11 protein-coding genes are annotated in these 19,323 nt (G+C 45.8%); 8 read left to right on the top strand and 3 right to left on the bottom strand.

The genetic code is table 11. From position 1 onward, the window contains the following. Positions 1-177 precede the first annotated feature (177 nt). From F6K51_RS29820 to F6K51_RS29810, 3 genes are all read right to left on the bottom strand, one after another. Positions 178-828 (bottom strand): DUF3386 domain-containing protein, encoded by a 651-nt coding sequence (locus F6K51_RS29820; RefSeq protein ID WP_293027154.1) that lies wholly within the window; start codon positions 826-828, stop codon positions 178-180. A 508-nt stretch (positions 829-1,336) separates the two neighbouring features. Next, entirely contained in the window at positions 1,337-3,058 is a 1,722-nt protein-coding gene (locus tag F6K51_RS29815) for an ATP-binding protein (RefSeq protein ID WP_293027151.1), read from the bottom strand. Between the two features lie 132 nt (positions 3,059-3,190). After that, the gene (locus F6K51_RS29810) at positions 3,191-3,475 is read right to left on the bottom strand and encodes a hypothetical protein (RefSeq protein ID WP_293027147.1); all 285 of its coding nucleotides are present in this window, start codon (positions 3,473-3,475) and stop codon (positions 3,191-3,193) included. Positions 3,476-3,650: 175 nt separating this feature from the next. On the opposite strand from F6K51_RS29810, the gene lepA reads away from it, so the two are divergent. The 8 genes from lepA to F6K51_RS29770 all read left to right on the top strand — a co-directional run. Further along, complete coding sequence (gene lepA, locus F6K51_RS29805; RefSeq protein WP_293027142.1) at positions 3,651-5,462, top strand: translation elongation factor 4; 1,812 nt, start codon at positions 3,651-3,653, stop codon at positions 5,460-5,462. Between the two features lie 276 nt (positions 5,463-5,738). Continuing rightward, positions 5,739-6,674 carry a UDP-glucuronic acid decarboxylase family protein gene (locus tag F6K51_RS29800; protein WP_293027137.1) on the top strand — a complete coding sequence of 312 codons (936 nt, stop codon included), beginning with the start codon at positions 5,739-5,741 and terminating at the stop codon, positions 6,672-6,674. Between the two features lie 126 nt (positions 6,675-6,800). Then, complete coding sequence (locus F6K51_RS29795) at positions 6,801-8,192, top strand: UDP-glucose/GDP-mannose dehydrogenase family protein (protein ID WP_293027134.1); 1,392 nt, start codon at positions 6,801-6,803, stop codon at positions 8,190-8,192. A 1,094-nt stretch (positions 8,193-9,286) separates the two neighbouring features. After that, entirely contained in the window at positions 9,287-10,411 is a 1,125-nt protein-coding gene (locus F6K51_RS29790; protein ID WP_293027131.1) for an RNA-guided endonuclease TnpB family protein, read from the top strand. A gap of 53 nt (positions 10,412-10,464) precedes the next feature. Then, on the top strand, positions 10,465-14,193 hold the full coding sequence (locus F6K51_RS29785) for a hypothetical protein (protein ID WP_293027126.1): 3,729 nt from the start codon (positions 10,465-10,467) through the stop codon (positions 14,191-14,193). Continuing rightward, entirely contained in the window at positions 14,190-16,622 is a 2,433-nt protein-coding gene (locus F6K51_RS29780) for a tetratricopeptide repeat protein (RefSeq protein WP_293027121.1), read from the top strand. The genes F6K51_RS29785 and F6K51_RS29780 overlap by 4 nt, the downstream gene beginning before the upstream one ends. Before the next feature lie 343 nt (positions 16,623-16,965). Then, entirely contained in the window at positions 16,966-18,270 is a 1,305-nt protein-coding gene (locus tag F6K51_RS29775) for a glycosyl hydrolase family 8 (protein WP_293027117.1), read from the top strand. Positions 18,271-18,459: 189 nt separating this feature from the next. After that, positions 18,460-19,323, top strand: an 864-nt coding sequence (locus tag F6K51_RS29770) for a cellulose biosynthesis cyclic di-GMP-binding regulatory protein BcsB (RefSeq protein ID WP_293027113.1), incomplete at its 3' end; no start/stop codon positions are given.

The following is a 19,323-nucleotide window of genomic DNA, read 5'->3' as shown; positions in this document are numbered from 1 at the left end:
TTGGGCATGTTTGTCAGCATCCATTCGCAGAACTCACCTGATTATAGGTCAACTTCTCAAAGCTTAGCTCTGATTGCTCAAAACCGAACTTGAGTATTTATGCTCACTGCAAAATCGGGATGCACCCAACGCGCACGCGTGCGCGTAGCGCATGAGCTGAATGCTTAAAACCATAGCTTAAACCATAGCTGGTTCGAGTAACCTGATATTAGAAAAGTTGAATTCAGTAGCTGTCCGCCCTTTTTCCTCAATGGCATAAACCACTTGACGAGTCATAATATAATAATCACCAACTTTATCGAACCTGTCCTCAAACTCTCGTTTAGCCATCAAATCACCCGTTTTGGCATTGCGAAAAATGGCATTGTAGCCTGAGGAAATATACCCTTCTCCTGTATCTAGGCTATCGTTGGTATTAATTGTAAAAGCCATCGGACCCATAACCCGACTGACATGACAAATTTCCCTTCCTCGGACTTTATAGTTAGAGCCCATAGCATCACCCTTGACAAAAATTTCTACTGCACCAGTAGAATCATTTTCACCAAAGCTAAATTGGTTTTTACCATGGGCTTTTTCAAAAGATGACCGCTTGCGGTGGGTCACAATATCCCGCATCTGGTTATAGACACTTTCTTTGACCTTTTCATCATCAAACCCACTGACTTCAACACTGTGATCACCATTAATGCGAACTTGACCAGTGTATACTTCATCACCTTGCTTAATTTCGAGGTCAGCTTTGTAACCAGGAAAATTGTCGTCCCAGGTGTAGCGGTTTTCGTAAGCCGCCTGGAATACTTCACGAGCTGTTGCGTTTTCGATCATAGTCTTGCTAAGTCAACCGATAGTTTATCCAAAGACTACTCATTCACTAATCTCTGACGCTGGTTATTATAGCATTACTGCTTGATATAGAATCTTTAAATTGGGTGAGGGAGTTTAAGCTAACTTTAAGCTAAAAATCATTTTTAACCATTACTCCCAAATTTATCATGATTTGGAATAAGTATAGGTAAGTTTAGTTGAAATTTTCCATAAAAAGTTTGCTAATCTTACCGTTAGGTTTTCTAAATAATAAACTATTAACGATTAACAGGATCAGCTGACTTTATTTTAATTCCATAGTTCTGACAGCTGCTCTCCCTGTTATCGTCAGCAGGAAGTATGGTTATTTAACCAGATTTGATCTAATTCTCCAGCAGAGGATATCGCTTAAGCTTGCCAGCCTTAAGCTAACCCCCTAAGCCAATGCTAAGCTTACCAGCTATCACCCCTTGATCATGCCAAAGTTACTGGGGGTGGTGATTGTAAGGGTAACGTCAAGGATGGATGGTTAATCGATATCAGTTGGTTGATTGGAAACCATCACAGGAACTTGATAAAGAGGTACAGTGAAGGTAACTGTTGACCCTAAATTTTCCCCCATACTGAAAAAATTGACCACACCCCCCATGGTTTCAATCAGCTTTTGGGATATGACTAGACCTAAACCCGTGCCGCCATATTGGCGAGTTCGGGAACCATCGACTTGGGTAAATGTTTGAAACAGCCGGTCTTGCTGGTCTAGGGAAACACCGATGCCAGTATCGGCAACTCGAACTTTAACCAATCCTGGGAATTCCGTACCTTTGAAAGTTATCTTCTTTCGGATCACCTCAGCACTAACAGTCACCCCACCTTCATCAGTAAACTTAATGGCATTGCCCACTAGGTTTAACATCACCTGTAGCAGCCTTTGATAGTTACCATACATAACAATGCCATCATAGACATCAGGCATTTCAATTCTGAGGCTGAGGTTTTTGAGCTCAGCTTGATTGGCCGTAAAGTCCTCAACTTTTCTAAACAGAGACTCTAATTCTACTGGAGCCAGTTCTAGCTCCATTTTCCCCGCTTCAATCTTGGCAATATCGAGGATATCATTAATAATATTTAGCAGATGCAATGCAGAATTGTAGGCTTCTTGGATAAAATCCCGTTGCTCCTGTGGATCGTCTGCCATGCCATCAAGAACCAACTTGAGAAACCCAATCATGCCATTGAGAGGGGTGCGTAACTCATGGGAAGTATTAGCCAGAAAATCACTTTTGTGGCGAGACGCTTCTTCAGCCCTTTCACTAGCTATTTCTAGCTCCTTGTAAAGGGTGCCATGAGCGATCGCTGTGCCGACTTGTTCAGCCAATTCTCCCACTAACTTTATTTCTGCGGCACTCCATTGACGGCGATGGTCACACTGCTGTAGCCAAATCAAACCATTGGGTTGATCTTTATAGGAGGTTGAAACCACCAACACAGACAACTGTTCCCATTCACCGGGAACAATGTGTTCGACCAGCACTGGCTCCTGACTAGTGAGGGATTGTTCGAGGTAAGGCTCAGAATCTAAGGGTAGCAGTTGTTTCGCCATTGACCGCAAGGGCTGTTGGCAATATTCTGCCTGCACCTTGGTTACCCGTGCGTCTGGTTTGTAATAGCAGACGAGGCAACGGCTTACCTGGAGTGCCTCCCCTAGACTTTTGGCAGTTTGTTGCCAAATGGTATCTAGATCGAGAGTACGACGAATCTGCCCGGAAATTTTGGTGAGTAATTTTTGATGGGGGTCTACACTTAGGCTTGTAGGAGATTCCCGGCATTCCAATGTTGATGATTCCGGCAACAAGTGACCCATAACTAGAACGGTTGTTGCTTCGCCATCCGCTGGCAAAATAGGACTAATCACCAACTCAAAGGCAAAGGATCTGTCCTGGTAACAAAACGATTGAAGACAACGTTCAGGGGTTCGCTGGCTCAAAATTCTCTGAAGCCTCTCTTGGTAGGCTTCGGCTTCAGTCGGGCAGAATGCATCTTCTAGGGGAAGTCCCACCACTTGTGTGAAACTCAGACCATATTGCTCAGCAGCTTGCCAGTAAAAAGAAAGGCATTTACCCGATGCCTCTTGAGTATACACCAGCTCACACCCTAAACCCTGCAAAAAGTTAGAATCACCTTGTGCACTAGCGGATTGCCTATTTATATATCCAGTTTGAAAACATTGAAAATTCACAGGTGCAGCCATTAAAAGAAACCTGGAAACTACAAGCAACACCGGGAGCCTCAGTTCCCGTTTCAACAAGTAAATGCAACCACCCAACCCTAACGCACGAGCCAATGGCAACGTCTCAACCTAGATGCCTTTACCTCTTGTCTATCAATCGTTCCACTCACCTCGGGGCGGCAGGGGCGGATTTCGGTCAAAGGTACGGGCTAATTCCTGATCTGTTCCCCTTTCACCCCTGAGCCATTGACGAATTGCCGTTTCTATTACTTTACTCGGATCATTAGTCAAGTGTTTGATTTGATCCAAGAGTTCCGTATCCAAATGAATAGAAATTTCTTCTTTGTCAGCTGAACGTGATAGCGCTACGTTAGTAGCTTTGGTAGACTCAAGGTGGTTTTCAAGCAAACCCTCTTGATGTAAGGCATGATCATTCATAATCAATGGGCTAATAACACTACTAATATAACTTTACGATAACTGACAATTACGCTGGGTCAGTTATAACCATTCCAGGGATAGTACCCTTACCTCTGACGGAAAACATTAAAATACATTAAGTGAAGCATGAACTCAATAGACCAGTTATTGACTGGGTTTATACCAATAGCTTATGACTGATGCCCCTGTCTCTCATATTCGTAATTTTTCGATTATCGCCCACATTGATCATGGGAAATCGACCTTAGCTGATCGCCTACTGCAAGCTACTGGTACCGTAAGCGACCGCCAGATGAAAGAACAGTTCCTGGACAATATGGATTTGGAACGGGAGCGGGGAATTACGATTAAGCTGCAAGCAGCTCGGATGAACTATACAGCTAGCGATGGTCACCAGTACGTTCTCAATTTAATTGACACTCCCGGTCATGTGGATTTCTCCTATGAAGTGTCCCGCTCACTAGTGGCTTGTGAAGGAGCACTGTTGGTAGTCGATGCATCCCAGGGTGTAGAGGCTCAAACTCTAGCAAATGTTTACCTAGCCCTTGAACACGATCTAGAAATTATTCCAGTTCTAAATAAAATAGACTTGCCTGGAGCTGAACCGGAAAGGGTAAGTACCGAAATCGAAGATATCATTGGTCTTGATTGTAGCCAAGCGATTCGAGCATCAGCCAAGGAAGGTATCGGCATACAAGAAATCCTGGAATCTATTGTACATCTAATTCCACCTCCAATCGATACTGTAGACCAACCCCTAAGGGCGTTGATTTTTGACAGTTACTATGATGCTTATCGTGGCGTAATCGTTTATTTTAGAGTGGTCGATGGCACTCTAAAAAAAGGCGATCGCATTCGCTTGATGGCATCTGGCAAGGAGTACGAAATTGATGAGCTAGGGGTGCTTTCCCCTAACCAAGTCCAAGTCGATGAACTCCACGCTGGTGAAGTTGGTTACCTAGCTGCTGCCATTAAGGCGGTAGCCGATGCCCGTGTGGGTGACACCATTACTTTAGCAAAAGCAGCAGCTATTGACCCTTTACCGGGATACACTGAAGCCAAACCGATGGTTTTTTGTGGCTTGTTTCCCACTGATGCTGACCAGTACAAGGATTTAAAGGAAGCATTAGATAAGCTCAAACTCAATGATGCTGCCCTGAACTACGAACCAGAAACTTCCTCTGCCATGGGATTTGGCTTCCGCTGTGGTTTCTTAGGCTTGCTGCACATGGAAATTGTTCAAGAGCGCCTGGAAAGGGAATATGATTTGGAGCTAATCACCACCGCCCCTTCAGTGGTCTATCAAGTGACTACCAATCAGGGAGAAGTCCTTGAAATTGATAATCCGAGTACTCTGCCATCCCCCCAAGAACGGGAAAAAATTGCCGAACCCTATGTCCGGGTAGAAATGATTACTCCAGAAACCTATGTTGGGACTCTGATGGAACTCTGTCAAAGCCGCCGTGGGGATTTTAAGGATATGACTTATCTTGCCCAAGGACGGACTACTTTAATTTATGAATTACCCCTAGCAGAAGTGGTTACTGACTTTTTTGATCAAATGAAGTCTCGCTCTCGGGGTTATGCCAGTATGGAGTACCAGCTCATTGGTTACCGAGATAATCCCTTAGTCAAGCTGGATCTACTGATTAATGCGGAGCCTGTAGACTCCCTGGCAGTAATTGTTCACCGAGACAAAGCTTACTATGTGGGTCGTACCTTAGTGGAAAAACTCAAGGAACTCATTCCCCGGCACCAATTTAAAATTCCTCTTCAAGCCGCTATTGGTAGTCGAGTCATTGCTAGTGAACATATTCCGGCTTTGAGAAAAGATGTATTGGCTAAATGCTACGGTGGTGACATTTCCCGGAAGAAAAAACTTCTCCAAAAGCAGGCAAAAGGTAAAAAGCGGATGAAGGCTGTAGGCACTGTTGATGTTCCCCAGGAAGCGTTTATGGCAGTCTTACGTCTTGACCAAGGTTAGAGGGGGGATTCAGTGATTAAAAGTCCAGACCTGAAAGCCTAGTACTAATCTCGGAATGCTTACTACCAACTAGCGTAATTTTCAACCAGTCAGCCAAGAGAATTCGATGATCACCTTCGGGAATTACGGAATTGGTTTTCAAGGTAGGTAAAAAACTATATGGAGAGATATATATCCGGACTTTTTGCCATAAATTAAGTAAAAATTGTCTAACTGGACACTGTTAAATTCAGAGGTTAGTTTAGGATTGATTTCACATCACAAAAGTTCAGTGGCATGAGAATCCTAGTTACTGGTGGGGCTGGTTTTATCGGCTCCCATCTAATTGATCGTTTGATGGCAGAAGGTCATGAAGTTATTTGTCTGGATAACTTCTATACTGGCCACAAACGGAATATCCTCAAATGGCTGTCACACCCCTACTTTGAGTTGCTCCGTCACGACATCACTGAGCCAATTCGGTTAGAAGTTGATCAAATATACCACCTCGCTTGTCCAGCATCCCCAGTTCACTACCAATACAATCCCGTCAAGACTATCAAAACCAATGTCATGGGTACCCTATACATGTTAGGGTTAGCCAAACGGGTGAAGGCGAGATTCTTATTAGCCTCCACGTCTGAGGTATATGGGGATCCGGATGTCCATCCCCAGTCAGAAGATTATCGGGGTAATGTCAATCCCATTGGGATTCGCAGTTGTTACGATGAAGGCAAGCGAGTGGCAGAAACCCTCGCATTTGACTACCATCGACAGAATGGTGTAGACATTCGTGTAGCCCGCATTTTTAACACCTACGGTCCTCGAATGCTGGAAAATGATGGGCGAGTCGTTAGCAATTTTGTGGTGCAAGCTCTGAAGGGGGAACCCTTAACCGTTTATGGTGATGGTTCACAGACCCGCAGTTTCTGCTATGTCTCCGACTTAGTAGAAGGACTAATGCGACTTATGAATAATGACCATACCGGACCGATTAATCTCGGGAATCCTGGAGAATACACTATCTTAGAACTCGCTCAGGCGATTCAAAAAATGGTCAATCCTGATACAGAAATTATCTTTAAGCCTCTACCTCAGGATGACCCCCGACGTCGCCAACCAGACATTAGTAAAGCTAAAACCTTACTAGGGTGGGAACCTACTATTCCTTTGTCAGAAGGGTTAGATTTGACAGTATCCGATTTCCGTAAGCGTTTAACTGCTCAAGAGTAAAACAATCAGATTTAATTAAATCAATCAACCTCAGGTCAGGGTGCCAATACTATCTTTGGCTCCAACCGTGAGACTTTCCTAACGTTTACTAACGATTGAAGTTTATATTAATTGAGGCATAGGTCCATGCGCGTTTGTGTAATTGGTACAGGATATGTGGGCTTAGTAACTGGCGCTTGCTTAGCCCATATCGGTCATCATGTAATCTGTGTAGACAACAACGAAGAAAAAGTTAAGCTGATGAAATCTGGACAGTCCCCCATTTACGAACCGGGACTGTCGGAAATAATGCAAGAGTCAGCTAATGCAGGTAGAATTGAGTTTACCACAGATTTGGCGGCTGGGGTAGACCATGGGGAAATTTTATTCATTGCAGTGGGAACTCCCCCCCTACCTACTGGAGAAAGTGACACTCGTTATGTGGAAGCTGTTGCCAGAGGGATTGGAACCCATCTCAAGGATGGTTACAAAGTAATTGTCAACAAATCAACGGTACCCATTGGTTCTGGAGATTGGGTGAGGATGATTGTCCTAGATGGGGTAGCTGAACGCCAGAAATCTTTGGTAACTGCAGGAGGTAAAGCTGAAACTGAACCAGCAGAAGACATTACGGCGGATTTTGATGTGGTCAGTAATCCAGAGTTTCTCCGAGAAGGCTCAGCAGTTTACGATACCTTTAATCCAGACCGTATTGTCCTAGGAGGCAATAGCGAACAAGCGATCGCAATGATGAAGGAACTGTATCAACCAATTGTTGAACGCCAGTTTGCCGAAGACAAATCCCTTCCCCCAGTTCCTGTACTAGCTACAGACCTCAGCTCAGCTGAGATGATTAAATATGCGGCTAATGCCTTTTTGGCTACTAAAATTAGCTTTATTAATGAAATTGCCAATATTTGCGATCGCGTAGGTGCTGATGTTACCCAAGTTGCCCAAGGAATTGGTTTAGATTCCCGGATTGGCAACAAGTTTTTACAAGCAGGAATTGGCTGGGGTGGTTCTTGCTTCCCCAAAGATGTCTTAGCACTACTCCATACCGCTGAAGATTACGGCTATGAAGCAGATTTGCTGACAGCCACTGTCAGTGTCAACAAACGCCAACGTCTACTTGCCCTTGAAAAACTCCAGAAAGAGCTGAAAATCCTCAAAGGTAAAACAGTGGGACTGTTGGGTTTGACCTTTAAGCCCAATACTGATGATATGCGGGATGCTCCTGCTCTAAATCTGGTGGAAGAACTAAACCGACTCGGAGCCAAGGTCAAAGCCTATGACCCAATTATTTCCCAAACTGGCATGCGTCATGGTCTATCTAACGTGATTGTCGAAACCGATCCAGAACGGTTGGCTGATAGCTGTGATGCTTTAGTTTTAGTTACAGATTGGGATCAGTTCCAGAAGCTCGACTATGGTAAAATGGCCGAGCTGATGAACTATCCGGTGATCATTGATGGTCGCAACTGCCTAGATCGGACCCAGCTAGAACGTGCTGGTTTCTCCTATTTGGGAATTGGTCGTTGAACTCTATCCCCTCCTCATACGAGGATTGATTGTCAACCTAAAGTTGTCAGAGCAGCTGATTCACTTTATCTGATTATCTGACAACTTTAGGTTTAAAACCAACTTTAGGTTTAAAACTTCCCGACAAACCTCTGACTGGGGACAATCAAGTTGTGTTGTTACTTCCTGCTCTAGGGAAGAGGACTTTCCTGGAGCGCTTTGATCAAGGAATTAGGGGCATCTTTTAGGTGCGACCCGGAGGTGCGACCCGTGATGGCGAGCAATCCCTTGACCGTAGGTCACGCGGGGCGCGTTCGCCATCACGGAAAGCGCACCTGTAGCGAATTTAATTCTTAATGGTAAGAGCGTACCTTTAGAATTTTTGTGATAGCAAGTTTACCTTACTTATATGTAAATTGCCATAAGTGAAATCCTGTACTAGAATAACTGAGGGGTCAGACCCCTCAGTTATTTTGTGAATACTAGCTAAATACCCAAACCCCATCCCCAAAGCTAAAAATCCTAGTTGTTGGGATTTGCCAACAACTTTGTGTTAAGACTAGTGTTGGTGTTGAACAAGAACAAAACCCCAGTCAGCACCCCCCACCCTTGGTGACGGGGCATCAAGCATCTAAATTGAGTTAACTGACCAGTAATCCCCATTAATATTGGCTAGGTGATCGGCAAGTGTTAAAGTCCTACCAAAAAATCGGCACTACCCCAAAAGGGGAGGTCAGGCAACTGATTTGGTTGTCAACTATTATGGGGGAGATTATATATCTGTGTTGATGGTTTAATGGCTTTATGGATGCCAGCAACCATTGACTATCAGCAAACCTAATCAGTAACCCTTAGTGATGTAGTTGGCGACAAATCGAGCTAAGCACTAAACTCTAGTAATGGTAATTTTGGTGATAGTTTTGGCTTAGATCACTAATAGTCCAGTTAATCCAAGGGATATGAGCTAATTTTGGTTCATTTTAAAACAAATATGAGCCAAAATCATCTATAAATGGGTGTGCCATAAAATTGTGACCATAACTGGTCGTCAGGAAATATCAATGAGAGTGGAGTGGCAACAAAAACACGAAAAACATCACTAAGGGTTATTAAACATGCACAAAGCTATCAAGACCAAACTAAAACTGAATAATCACCAAAAAACTTTGATGGCTAAACATGCTGGCTATTATAGGTGGGTTTATAACTGGGGACTGGCTTTATGGCAGCAAGCTTACTCAGAAGGTCTAAAACCATCAGCAAGTAAGCTGAGGAAGCTTTTTACCAACCATGTCAAACCCCAGTACCCTTGGATGAATCAACTATCCTCTAAAGTCTATCAATATGCTTTTATTTCCCTAGGCGTTGCCTATAAACGTTTCTTCAAGGGGCTAGGAGGATATCCAAAATTCAAAAAGAAAGGGAGAAATGACAGTTTGACGATTGACAACTCTGGTAAGTCGATTAAATTATCAGGCATAAGACATAAGTTACCCAAGTTAGGTTGGGTGAAAACTTATGAGCCATTACCACAGATAACCACCAAGAAAATAACTATTTCTAGGCAAGCTGACGGTTGGTATGTGAGTTTTCATTATGAACACGAAGCATTACCGACCCCCAAATTAAAAGATGTGGTAGGGGTGGATTTAGGAATCAAGGAATTAGCTGTACTCAGCACTGGCATTGTGTTCCCAGGTTCATTGCCCTATGGTCAAGCTTTTAAGCAACTAGTCAGATGCCAGCGTGACCTATCTAGAAAAATTAAAGGTTCAAACAATTGGTACAAGGCAGTAAATCGACTAGCTAAGAAACATCAAAAAGTAGCTAATATCCGCAAAAATACATTAAACCAACTCACTACTTATTTAGCTAAGAACCACGGCACGGTAGTGATTGAAGACTTAAATGTATCTGGAATGATGGCTAATCATAGGCTAGCTGCCTCTATTGCTGACCAAGGGTTTTACGAGTTCAAGAGACAGCTGGAATACAAATGTGAATGGTATGGCTCACAGTTAGTCATGGTTGACAGATTTTACCCATCATCTCAACTGTGTTCAAGCTGTGGGCATCGTCAAAAGATGCCACTGAACATCAGGACTTATAACTGTCCTGAGTGCGGGTTAAGTCTCGACAGAGATTTAAACGCAGCAATTAATTTGAGAAACGCCGTAGGCTCTACGGTGTCTGCCTGTGGACGGAGTGCTGCCGACAGTTCCGGAAGAAGCAGGAAGTAAACAGCTTTAACTAGCTAAGGCAAGTTTTGTATAAGTTTTATGGAGCAGGTAGTATGAGTCGCCCAAAACCAAGCCCTTTGCTAGAGCGGCGACAGGGTTTACAGAAAGGATTGATTAGGCAAAAAACCCAGACAATCCATCAAACAACTAGTCAATGTCTGAGATGGATAGTCAAGAATGTCCTTCTATGGATGCAACTGCTTAGTACTGGGTCATTCGTTGTAGTCTGGATGCTGTCCTTCAGTGCCATTGAACCAGCCCAGGCAACTGCTATATCTAAACATACTAAGTTCTTAGAGCAGCTCCGGACAAATCAGAGCAATGATTCAGAGCAATCCATTAGTGAAGAAAGTGAAGAAGTAGCCCCAATAAGTATTGTAGCACTAGGAAAGCTTGAAAGTCAACAGGAGACAATCCCTGAGCCAATTAAGACCCAAAGGTCTTCTGCCCCAAGGAGCAACTCCACCAGGAAACTGGATTCAGCTGTGCCGCCACACTTCTTACCCCAGACTGAAGAATCAGCTAAACCAGTAGCTAAGCGTAAGTTAGGGTCACGCCAGTCAAGGGCTACCCCTGAGGCTCTCCCGACCTTGCTGAAAACCAAGGAATCTGCTCAGCCCAGTTCTTATGCTACCAGGAGGAAGTTACCATTATCTCGGTTGCAGCAGCAAAAATTAGCCAAACGGGAGTCTACAGCTAAAGCTGTTTCTGCACCGCTGAAAACCCAAAGCTCAGCTACCTCAAGGACTGCCTCCCAAAAAACCGTCCAAAAAACCGTAGCTGCTCCAATCCAGCCGACGGCTAAGCCCCAGCCAGAGGAGATAGCCAAAGTTATTCCAGCACGGCCCAAAGGTAAAAAGTCGGCTTTACTAAGCAGTAACGGTAGAGAAAACGGTAGAGAAAACAGAACTACCCTAGCCCAGCCGACAGGTAACCACCAGCAAAGACAATCAACTAAACCCAAGTTCAGATCACCCTATGCCAGGTCTAGAGCTAGGGCAATGCCACCCTTTGGAAAAGCCAAAACGTCGGCTTCCCTAAACATCACCACTAGCCAACCTAACCTCACCACTAGCAAAAAGGTGGGTTCGGAAATCCCTGAGTTATCTCAACAGCCTCAAAAACCAGGGAAACTGGAGCTAAAACCAGGACACAGGGATGGGTTACCAAAGTCATCCCGGCTCAATAAAACTACTAAAGTCTCTCATCGACCTAACCCTGAGGCTACCTCGAAACTAGGCTCACCAGTCCCAGAGTCGTCGGAACTAAAACACAGCAAAGCAGCTAACTCTAAGCTAGTCACCCAGAAGAAATCTGCTGACACTAAAGCTGACACTAAAGTAGACCAGTTAGCGTTAACGCCATCACCTCAAAAGCCTTTAGTGTCATCATCGACGCTAAACCTAGAGAAAATCGACTTAACTTTCACGGAATTCAAGCTAAGCCAACTGTTGCCCTATGGCAGCAGTTCGAGTTTAGATTTGCAAGGAGTAGTTCCAGCTAACTGGAGCAACTGTCAAAACAACACAGCCTGTAATCAGCTGCTGCCATCCCTAATTCCGAAGTTAGTTCCCAATAGTCCCAACTCTAGCTCGAACCAGCAGACAACCTCCCAAGCAAAAACCGAACCTTTGCCAGTACCAACAGGGCCAATTCCGTCCAATGCTGGTAAACTGCCCAACAAGTTCAAGCAACTACCTCCTTCCCCACCAACCCTGCCCGAGCAGCTAGGGCAAGGAACAGCCACACCCCTATTTCTGAATAACTACCAAAACCAATCGGTAGGACAACTGCCTGTCTTCCCACAAACCAAAACACCAGCGCCATTGCCAGCACTTCCTAACTCGATGCCGTTGGTAAGCAATACTCCTAACCAGAATTGGGGCTATTTTCCTTACGTGCCACAAACGGTAGTATTGATGCCGATGATGCCAGGAGTAACTGGGACGATGCCGTTGGGAACGAGTATGGGTACGAATAATGGGTTACCTGCTCAATTGCCCTACGTACCACAAACTGTAATATTGATACCAACGGCAGGGTTCGGCATGTCTACCCCCCAGGGGATAAATAGCTATAACCCTAGCTATAACCCTGGCTTGGGTCAGCTACCTTATTTGAGAACTACACCGGCTCCCCTGCCAGCCCCAGTCAATACCATTCCGATGGGGGGTACTACCTATAACCCTGGCTTCGGTCAGTTGCCCTACCCGAGACCTATGCCCGCTCCTCTGCCAGCCCCAGTCAATCCCATGCCCATGAGGGGTAGTCCTTACAATTCGGGTTTAGGTCAGCTGCCCTATCTGAGAAGTTCCCCAGCCCCCCGGCCAGTAGTCCCGATCAATCCCATTCCCATGGGGGGCAGTAGTTATGGCTTGGGCTTAGGTCAGCTACCGTATTTGAACAATATTCCAGGGCAGGTACCAGGGCAAGTCATTGCGATACCAATGATGCCCAATCCCAACATCCCTGGCTTGAGCCAGTCTCCTTTTCCAGCCACCCCTCCAGGTCAGGTACCAGGACAATTCATTCCCATCCCAGTGGTGCCGAATCCCAACACCCCTGGCTTTGGTCAATCTCCTTTCCCAGCCACCCCCCAACCACCCCTACCAGGGCAAGTCACTCCCATCCCAGTGGTGCCAAATCCCAACACCCCTGGCTTTGGTCAAGTACCCTTCTTCCAACCAGCACTACAACCCTGGCCACCGGCTCCTAACTCAAACCTGAATCGACCAACCTCTCCCCCAACAGCCCAATCCACCGGTCGCCCCTTGCTGCCTACTACCGCTCTCACCCCAGCATCATTGCGTTTCCAGGGTAGTTTCGTGACTCAAGGGGAAAATTCAGTAGCCAGAGCTCGCTTGGACGGAAACTATGTGCTAACGCCCCAATTCCTGTTTGGAGCTACCCTAGATCTGACTAGCGAAAATGACCAATTGGTAGACTCACCTAACGAAGGGGCAACTATCAATCAGTTGTTCTTTACGGCTGCTCCTGCTAGCACCTTACCCACTCTGCGCTTTTCTGTCGGTCAGTTGGATTTAACCTCCTACTTTGATCGGAATAGTTTTGCCAAGGATGGGGTAAGCCATTTCTTTAATCCAGTTTTTCAAACTAATCCAGCCTTGAGTGCTACTGCGATCGCATCTCGTCCAGGTTTATTGGTTAACTGGGCAGTTACAGACAATATAGAAGGCAAAGTCGCTCTGTTTTCATCAGCTGAGAGTCTGGAGCGATTTGACCTCAATGGCTTGGCTGGAGAAATTGGTCTGCGTTACGATAATGTGATCGTGCGAGGAACCTATGCCTCAGGCAGGGATGGTGGTGCCAATAGTGGCTTCCGGGAAATTTTCTCCATCGAACGGGGAAGGGATGACTTTGGCATCAACAAGAATGATGATGAAGAAGCATTTGGTGTCAATGGCGAAGTGTTTATTCCTGAACTGAATATGGGCATATTTGGTCGCTATGGGATTTACCGCAACCGGGATTTGGATGAAGATGGAAACACCTTCAGTTTCGGAATCACCTTCTTGGATTTGTTTTCTAAGAATGACCGGGTAGGATTAGCCTATGGTCGGGACCTCTCCAATGAGGAATTGCGCCAGGAAAATGGGGATGATGTACCAGATGTGTTAGAGCTATACTACGATTTCCAATTTTTACCGAATGTGCGGCTTGGTTTTAGCCTTCAGCAACGCAATAGTTTCAAGGAAACGTTTGCCGGATTTCGATTGAAAACCGATTTTGATGTAACTCCTAGAGGTAGGTTTACTCCATGATTCTAGAGGAAGGCAAAAGGAACAAGGGAAAAGGCTTACCCCCGATAAAGAGCGGAGAATCCTCGGGTCAGAGGCAAAAGGCAAAGGGACTGGATTCACCTTGCCATCCGTGCCGCCGTGTGGTAAATTATTTACCCATTTACCTCTTACCCTTGACCGTTTACCTCTTACCCTTAACTGTTTCCCTTTTCCCTCTTGCCTTTTGCCTTGAGGCAGCTCAAGCCCAAACTATTCCGGTGCCGATTATCAAAGCCTTTAATCTGCTCAGGGAAGGACGAGTGGAGGAGGCAATTAAAGAGTTTGAGCAAGCTGTCCAGCGTTATCCCCAATCCATTGATGCGAAGATTGGCCTAGCCATCGCCTACCGCCGACAGGGATTGATTGACCAAGCCTGGGATGCCTATCAACAGGTGCTCGCTGAAGACCCTACCAATGAGTTAGCCCTAAGTGCAGTAGGTCTGTTCGGGACTTATAAACAAGAATGGCAGGCTCAGGGAATTGAAGCCCTTACGGTCTTGCTCGATATTAATCCCAATGATACAGAAGCTCGTGGCAGGCGAGCTCTGCTGTATGGTTATCAGCAACGATTTGGTGAAGCGATCGCAGACTATGAAATTGTGCTGCAAACGGACCCTACTCCAGATGTGCTAATAGGGGCAGCAGAAGTTTACACCTACAACGGTAACCCTCAAAGGGGTCTGGAACTCTTTAATCAATACCTCGCGACAGGGAATGTGATTAGTGGCTATGCTGTGCTGGCTTATGCCCAATCCTTAAGGCAAACTGGCAATGCGGCTCAGGCGGTGCAGGTTCTGGAAAACGAGTTAGTGGGATTCGCCCTAATCGATCAGCTGGATGACCTAGGCATCCAAACCCGAGCCGCCCTCTCCCAAGCCTATGCTGAAAATGGACAAATCTCTGAAGCCTTGGCTGTATTAGAGCCTTTACAAGGTCTTTCTCAAGCCACATTGCCCTTAGCGCGATCGCTAAATGAAATTCGCAATAAAAATCAAGATCCAGCCCTGGAAGCCCAAGTCTCTATGCTCTACCGCCAGGCACTGGCAGAGAATCCTAATGACCCTAACTTAATTCGGGAGATAGCTGATGTGTTCACAGGCATACCCAGCGAACGGGCAACCGCATTGCAGCTTTACCAACAACAGCTTGCCTTCGAGCCTGATAACCGTAGTCTGATGATTAAGATCGTGGGTCTGGAACGTCAGACCGGGTTAATTTCTCAAGCTCAATTGAGCAACCGTCTAGCGACCATACTGATTCCCCTACCTACTGAACCCAGGGAATTGCAAGCGGTGGCAGACGCCTTGATCCCGATCGAGCCGCCGGGGCCAGAATTTCTATCTATTTACCAAAATATCCTGGCATCTGGGGTTAACGCCCCGTTTTTGTACTTTCGGATGGCTCAACTTTACATTGAAGCCAATGACTTGATCTCAGCTAGAAATGCTTTGGCTACATATACCGCCACACCCCAGGGAGCTAACGATCTGGTAGTACAGTTGCTAGCGGCAGATATTGAACGTCTTGAGGGTAACTGGATTGCTAGCCGCCAGCGTTACCAAGCCTTGATTGCCAGCAACCCACAACGGGATATTCTCAATGGAGCATTGCAAGGATTGTCATCTATACTTCTGCTACAGGATAGACCAGGGGAAGCTGTGGCAGTTTATGACCAACTAGTGGCGCTCAATCCTAGTGATGTTAACCTACAGCTAGCACGCGCTACAATTGCCTATCAAGCGAATCTGATTCCAGAATCCCAAGCTGAGGCATTTGTATACTATTGGTTGCAGACACAACCCAATGTGCTTCCGCCCCAAGAACTCTTTGCTCTAGTCGGTGCTCTACCTGCCAATCCCACACGAGAACCCCTATACATTTCGCTCCTGCAATCTGAACCAGACAACATACCAGTAAACCGCCGTTTAATTCAGGTTATTGCTCAGCGTAGTCCAGAATTAGCTAGAGCTCAGGTGATTGAATTAGTCAATCGAGCTCCCTACTCCGTTCAGACATACTTGTTGCAGGGGCGATTGGCAGAAGCGATTGATCAGTTAGACATAGCAGAACGCGCCTATCAGGTGATTTTGACCGCAGAACCCAGTAACACTGAGATTATTGCTGCTTTAGGTGGTGTTCGTTTCCAACAACGACGCTTTGACTCCGCCAAGCAACTCTATTATAGGGGTCTTGCGATCAAACCCCTGGATTTCGGGGTACGTCGCGCCTTAGTTGGACTAAATCAGACAGAAGATTTTAAAGTCAAAGCCCTAGAACAGTTGGAACAGCTACGACTGGAGGAATTCAGTCGAGGGTCTAGTACTGCTACCCTGTCCCGTCAGAGACAGCAAATCCAAGAAGGATTTCTGTTCCGCAGGGGTTTCCAACCGCCTTGGGAACGTTTTGATTAAGGATAAAAAATGAAGTCTAGATGAAGTGTCAAGTGTAAAGAATAAATTCTAAATGAAGTATAAAGGATGAAGTGTCAAGGATGAAGGATGAAGGATTAAGGATTAAGGTATCGCAAGGGAAAATCCCAAATGGCAATGAACACTTAAAAATTGGCAGTTTTATAATCACAAATGAATAATCCAGACATTTAAAGCCAATATCAGAATTGAATAATTCTGAACTCTGATGTTTTTAGGCTAGGCTTAGGTTCAGACTTCTTCCCTTAAAAGACTACGTTGGATCAATCCAGAGGCTTGTATCCAACTATGTTTGAGGAGTAAATGTAAGAGCCGCAAATTTACGATGTCATACAACAGCCGTCAAGGTTTATTTATGGGTCGCACCCTCAGGGTTTCTATAGTTACTTTCACCATTATGTTGTTGAGTCTATGGGGTTGTGCTCCCCATCAATTGTCAAGACGATCTCCAACCCCTTCACCACCCCAGTCATCACCAAGCAAAACGCCTTCAGTATACCGTGAGTATCCTGAACCAGAGGCTCCCCAGACTGCTTTACCTATAGACGAAAGCGCTATTATAGCAGAAAGTTGGACTGTATACAAAGAGAAATTTATTCAAAAAGACGGGCGAGTCATCGACTACGAAGCAAGCGATCGCTCAACCTCTGAAGGGCAAGCCTATGGGATGCTGCGAGCGGTGATTGCCGATGACCCCACCACCTTTGCCCTAACCTTAGAATGGTCTCAAAACAATCTCAAACGCTCAGGAACCAATGGTACTCTCGAAGACCAACTTTGGGTGTGGAAGTGGGGTCGTAATCAGAGCGGTAACTGGGGTGCGATTGACAGAAATTTTGCCAGCGATGCCGATATTGATGCAGCAACAGCATTAATTCTCGCTTCTCGTCGCTGGAATCGACCGGAATACCTAGACTTAGCTTTGACTAAGCTGGAAGATTTGTGGAACTTGTCCACCAAAGAGGTCAGGGGAAAGCGCTATCTTCTGCCAGGACCTGTAGCAGCCTTTGTGCCCTCTCCATCAACTGTATATCTCAACCCCTCATATCTTGCTCCTTTCTCCTTTCGTCTCTTTGCCCAAGTTGACCCCAACCATGACTGGTTAAGTTTGGTGGATAGTAGCTACCAGGTGTTAAAAGAGTCTTCTCAGGTTTCTGCTGTAGGTTTACCCAGCGATTGGATAGCCCTTGATACCGAAACTGGTCAATTCCAGCCATTGCCACCAGACAGTCCACTCAAAAGTTCTTATAGCTTTGATGCCTACCGAGTGTGGTGGAGAGTTGCTTGGGATGCAGCTTGGTTCAATACCCCAGAAGCATTTTCCTATCTCGGTACTGCCACCCAGCATTTGCAATCCCTGTGGCGTTCTTCTTCAAAGCTGCCCGCCAGGATTGACATCCAGGGAAAACCAACGGTGACTTACGAAGCAACTTCCCAATATGCCATGCTTTATTCTGCCCTACGTTTAATTAAGCCAGCGATGGCTAGAGAATTGATAGAGCAGAAACTAATACCACAATATCAGGAAGGCATTTGGGATGATCAATCGGCCTACTATACCCAAAACTTAGCTTGGTTAGGGTTATTGCCTACCACAGCCATCGACCGCAACCTGTTAAATCCCAGTTAGGGAGGGGAATAGTTTAAACATACCAATAACTATACCGATAACTATACCGATCAATCTATACCGATCAATCAGGTGATACAGGTGACAAAAATGGTCTAAATCGTTAAAGTTAAGCCTAAGCAATACAACTTTTCTTTATAAATTAAGGGTGATCTTACTATTCTCCTAGTATTCTCTATTGTTAAGATTATGAAATTCTTGTTTCGCCGCTCCCAAGCCCAAGATCGTACGACTAATCATCAACGACGTCCTTCTCTAGGTCCTAGATTATCCTTGTTGCTGCTATGTGCAAGCATGGTATTAACCCTCGGCATCGGTACTACCCTAACCAGAGCTCAAGGGGACGGTAACCTCAGAAAACAGGAAGACCAGTTCATCCAGAAGTACAGCTTACCCAAAACCCCCACTAAGGCTCCAGTCTACAAACCTAAACCTCGACCTCGGCCAGCGGCGCGACCTAGACCAAAAGCTGCTCCAGCAGCGCCACGACAAAGACGTTCTAATCCTGCGCCAGCAAGGGTTGCTCCCACCAGACCTCGACCAGCTGCCCGACCTCAGCCACGGACCAAACCCCGCTCCCAGTCCCAACCTCGTTCACAGCCCCAATCTACCCCAAATCCAATTGCTTCTACGCCGAATATCCCATTAAGTGAGTACATCTTGCAATTTAACCGCTCTCCGATTGTAGGCAATCGCCTCCGTATGCGGGGGGTTTATTCGGAAGCAAGACTGGGCTTTACCCGTCCGAGGGGTTGGAATATAAAAACCGCCAAAGCCTTAATCCGCTTCCAGCATTCACCAGCCTTGATTGCAAATCGCTCTAACCTGACCTTGCGGATTAATGGTACCAGTGTGGCCAGTGTCCCTCTCAACCGCAAGCAGTCTCAGGTGGCTAACGTCATGTTTGCTATTCCAACGACCCTGATCCAGGACTACAATGAACTTTCCCTAGTAGCCCAGCAACACAACACCACTGGCTGTACGGATGGAGGGGATGCCACGTTGTGGACTGAGGTTTTGCCGGATTCCAAATTAATCTTCCAATACCAAGTT

Origin of the sequence: Moorena sp. SIO3I8 (assembly GCF_010692325.1) — a bacterium.
Taxonomy (GTDB): domain Bacteria; phylum Cyanobacteriota; class Cyanobacteriia; order Cyanobacteriales; family Coleofasciculaceae; genus Moorena.
The sequence above is the reverse complement of the archived record's forward strand: the minus strand, read 5'-3'. Positions and strand labels throughout refer to the sequence as shown.

Bases quoted from the DNA above. Each gene is read 5' to 3' on its own strand.
- F6K51_RS29775 (WP_293027117.1), top strand. From the start codon at position 16,966: ATGTCATACAACAGCCGTCAAGGTTTATTTATGGGTCGCACCCTCAGG.
- F6K51_RS29780 (WP_293027121.1), top strand. From the start codon at position 14,190: ATGATTCTAGAGGAAGGCAAAAGGAACAAGGGAAAAGGCTTACCCCCG.
- lepA (WP_293027142.1), top strand. From the start codon at position 3,651: ATGACTGATGCCCCTGTCTCTCATATTCGTAATTTTTCGATTATCGCC.
- F6K51_RS29800 (WP_293027137.1), top strand. From the start codon at position 5,739: ATGAGAATCCTAGTTACTGGTGGGGCTGGTTTTATCGGCTCCCATCTA.
- F6K51_RS29810 (WP_293027147.1), bottom strand. From the start codon at position 3,475: ATGAATGATCATGCCTTACATCAAGAGGGTTTGCTTGAAAACCACCTT.
- F6K51_RS29790 (WP_293027131.1), top strand. From the start codon at position 9,287: ATGCACAAAGCTATCAAGACCAAACTAAAACTGAATAATCACCAAAAA.
- F6K51_RS29795 (WP_293027134.1), top strand. From the start codon at position 6,801: ATGCGCGTTTGTGTAATTGGTACAGGATATGTGGGCTTAGTAACTGGC.
- F6K51_RS29785 (WP_293027126.1), top strand. From the start codon at position 10,465: ATGAGTCGCCCAAAACCAAGCCCTTTGCTAGAGCGGCGACAGGGTTTA.
- F6K51_RS29815 (WP_293027151.1), bottom strand. From the start codon at position 3,058: ATGGCTGCACCTGTGAATTTTCAATGTTTTCAAACTGGATATATAAAT.
- F6K51_RS29820 (WP_293027154.1), bottom strand. From the start codon at position 828: ATGATCGAAAACGCAACAGCTCGTGAAGTATTCCAGGCGGCTTACGAA.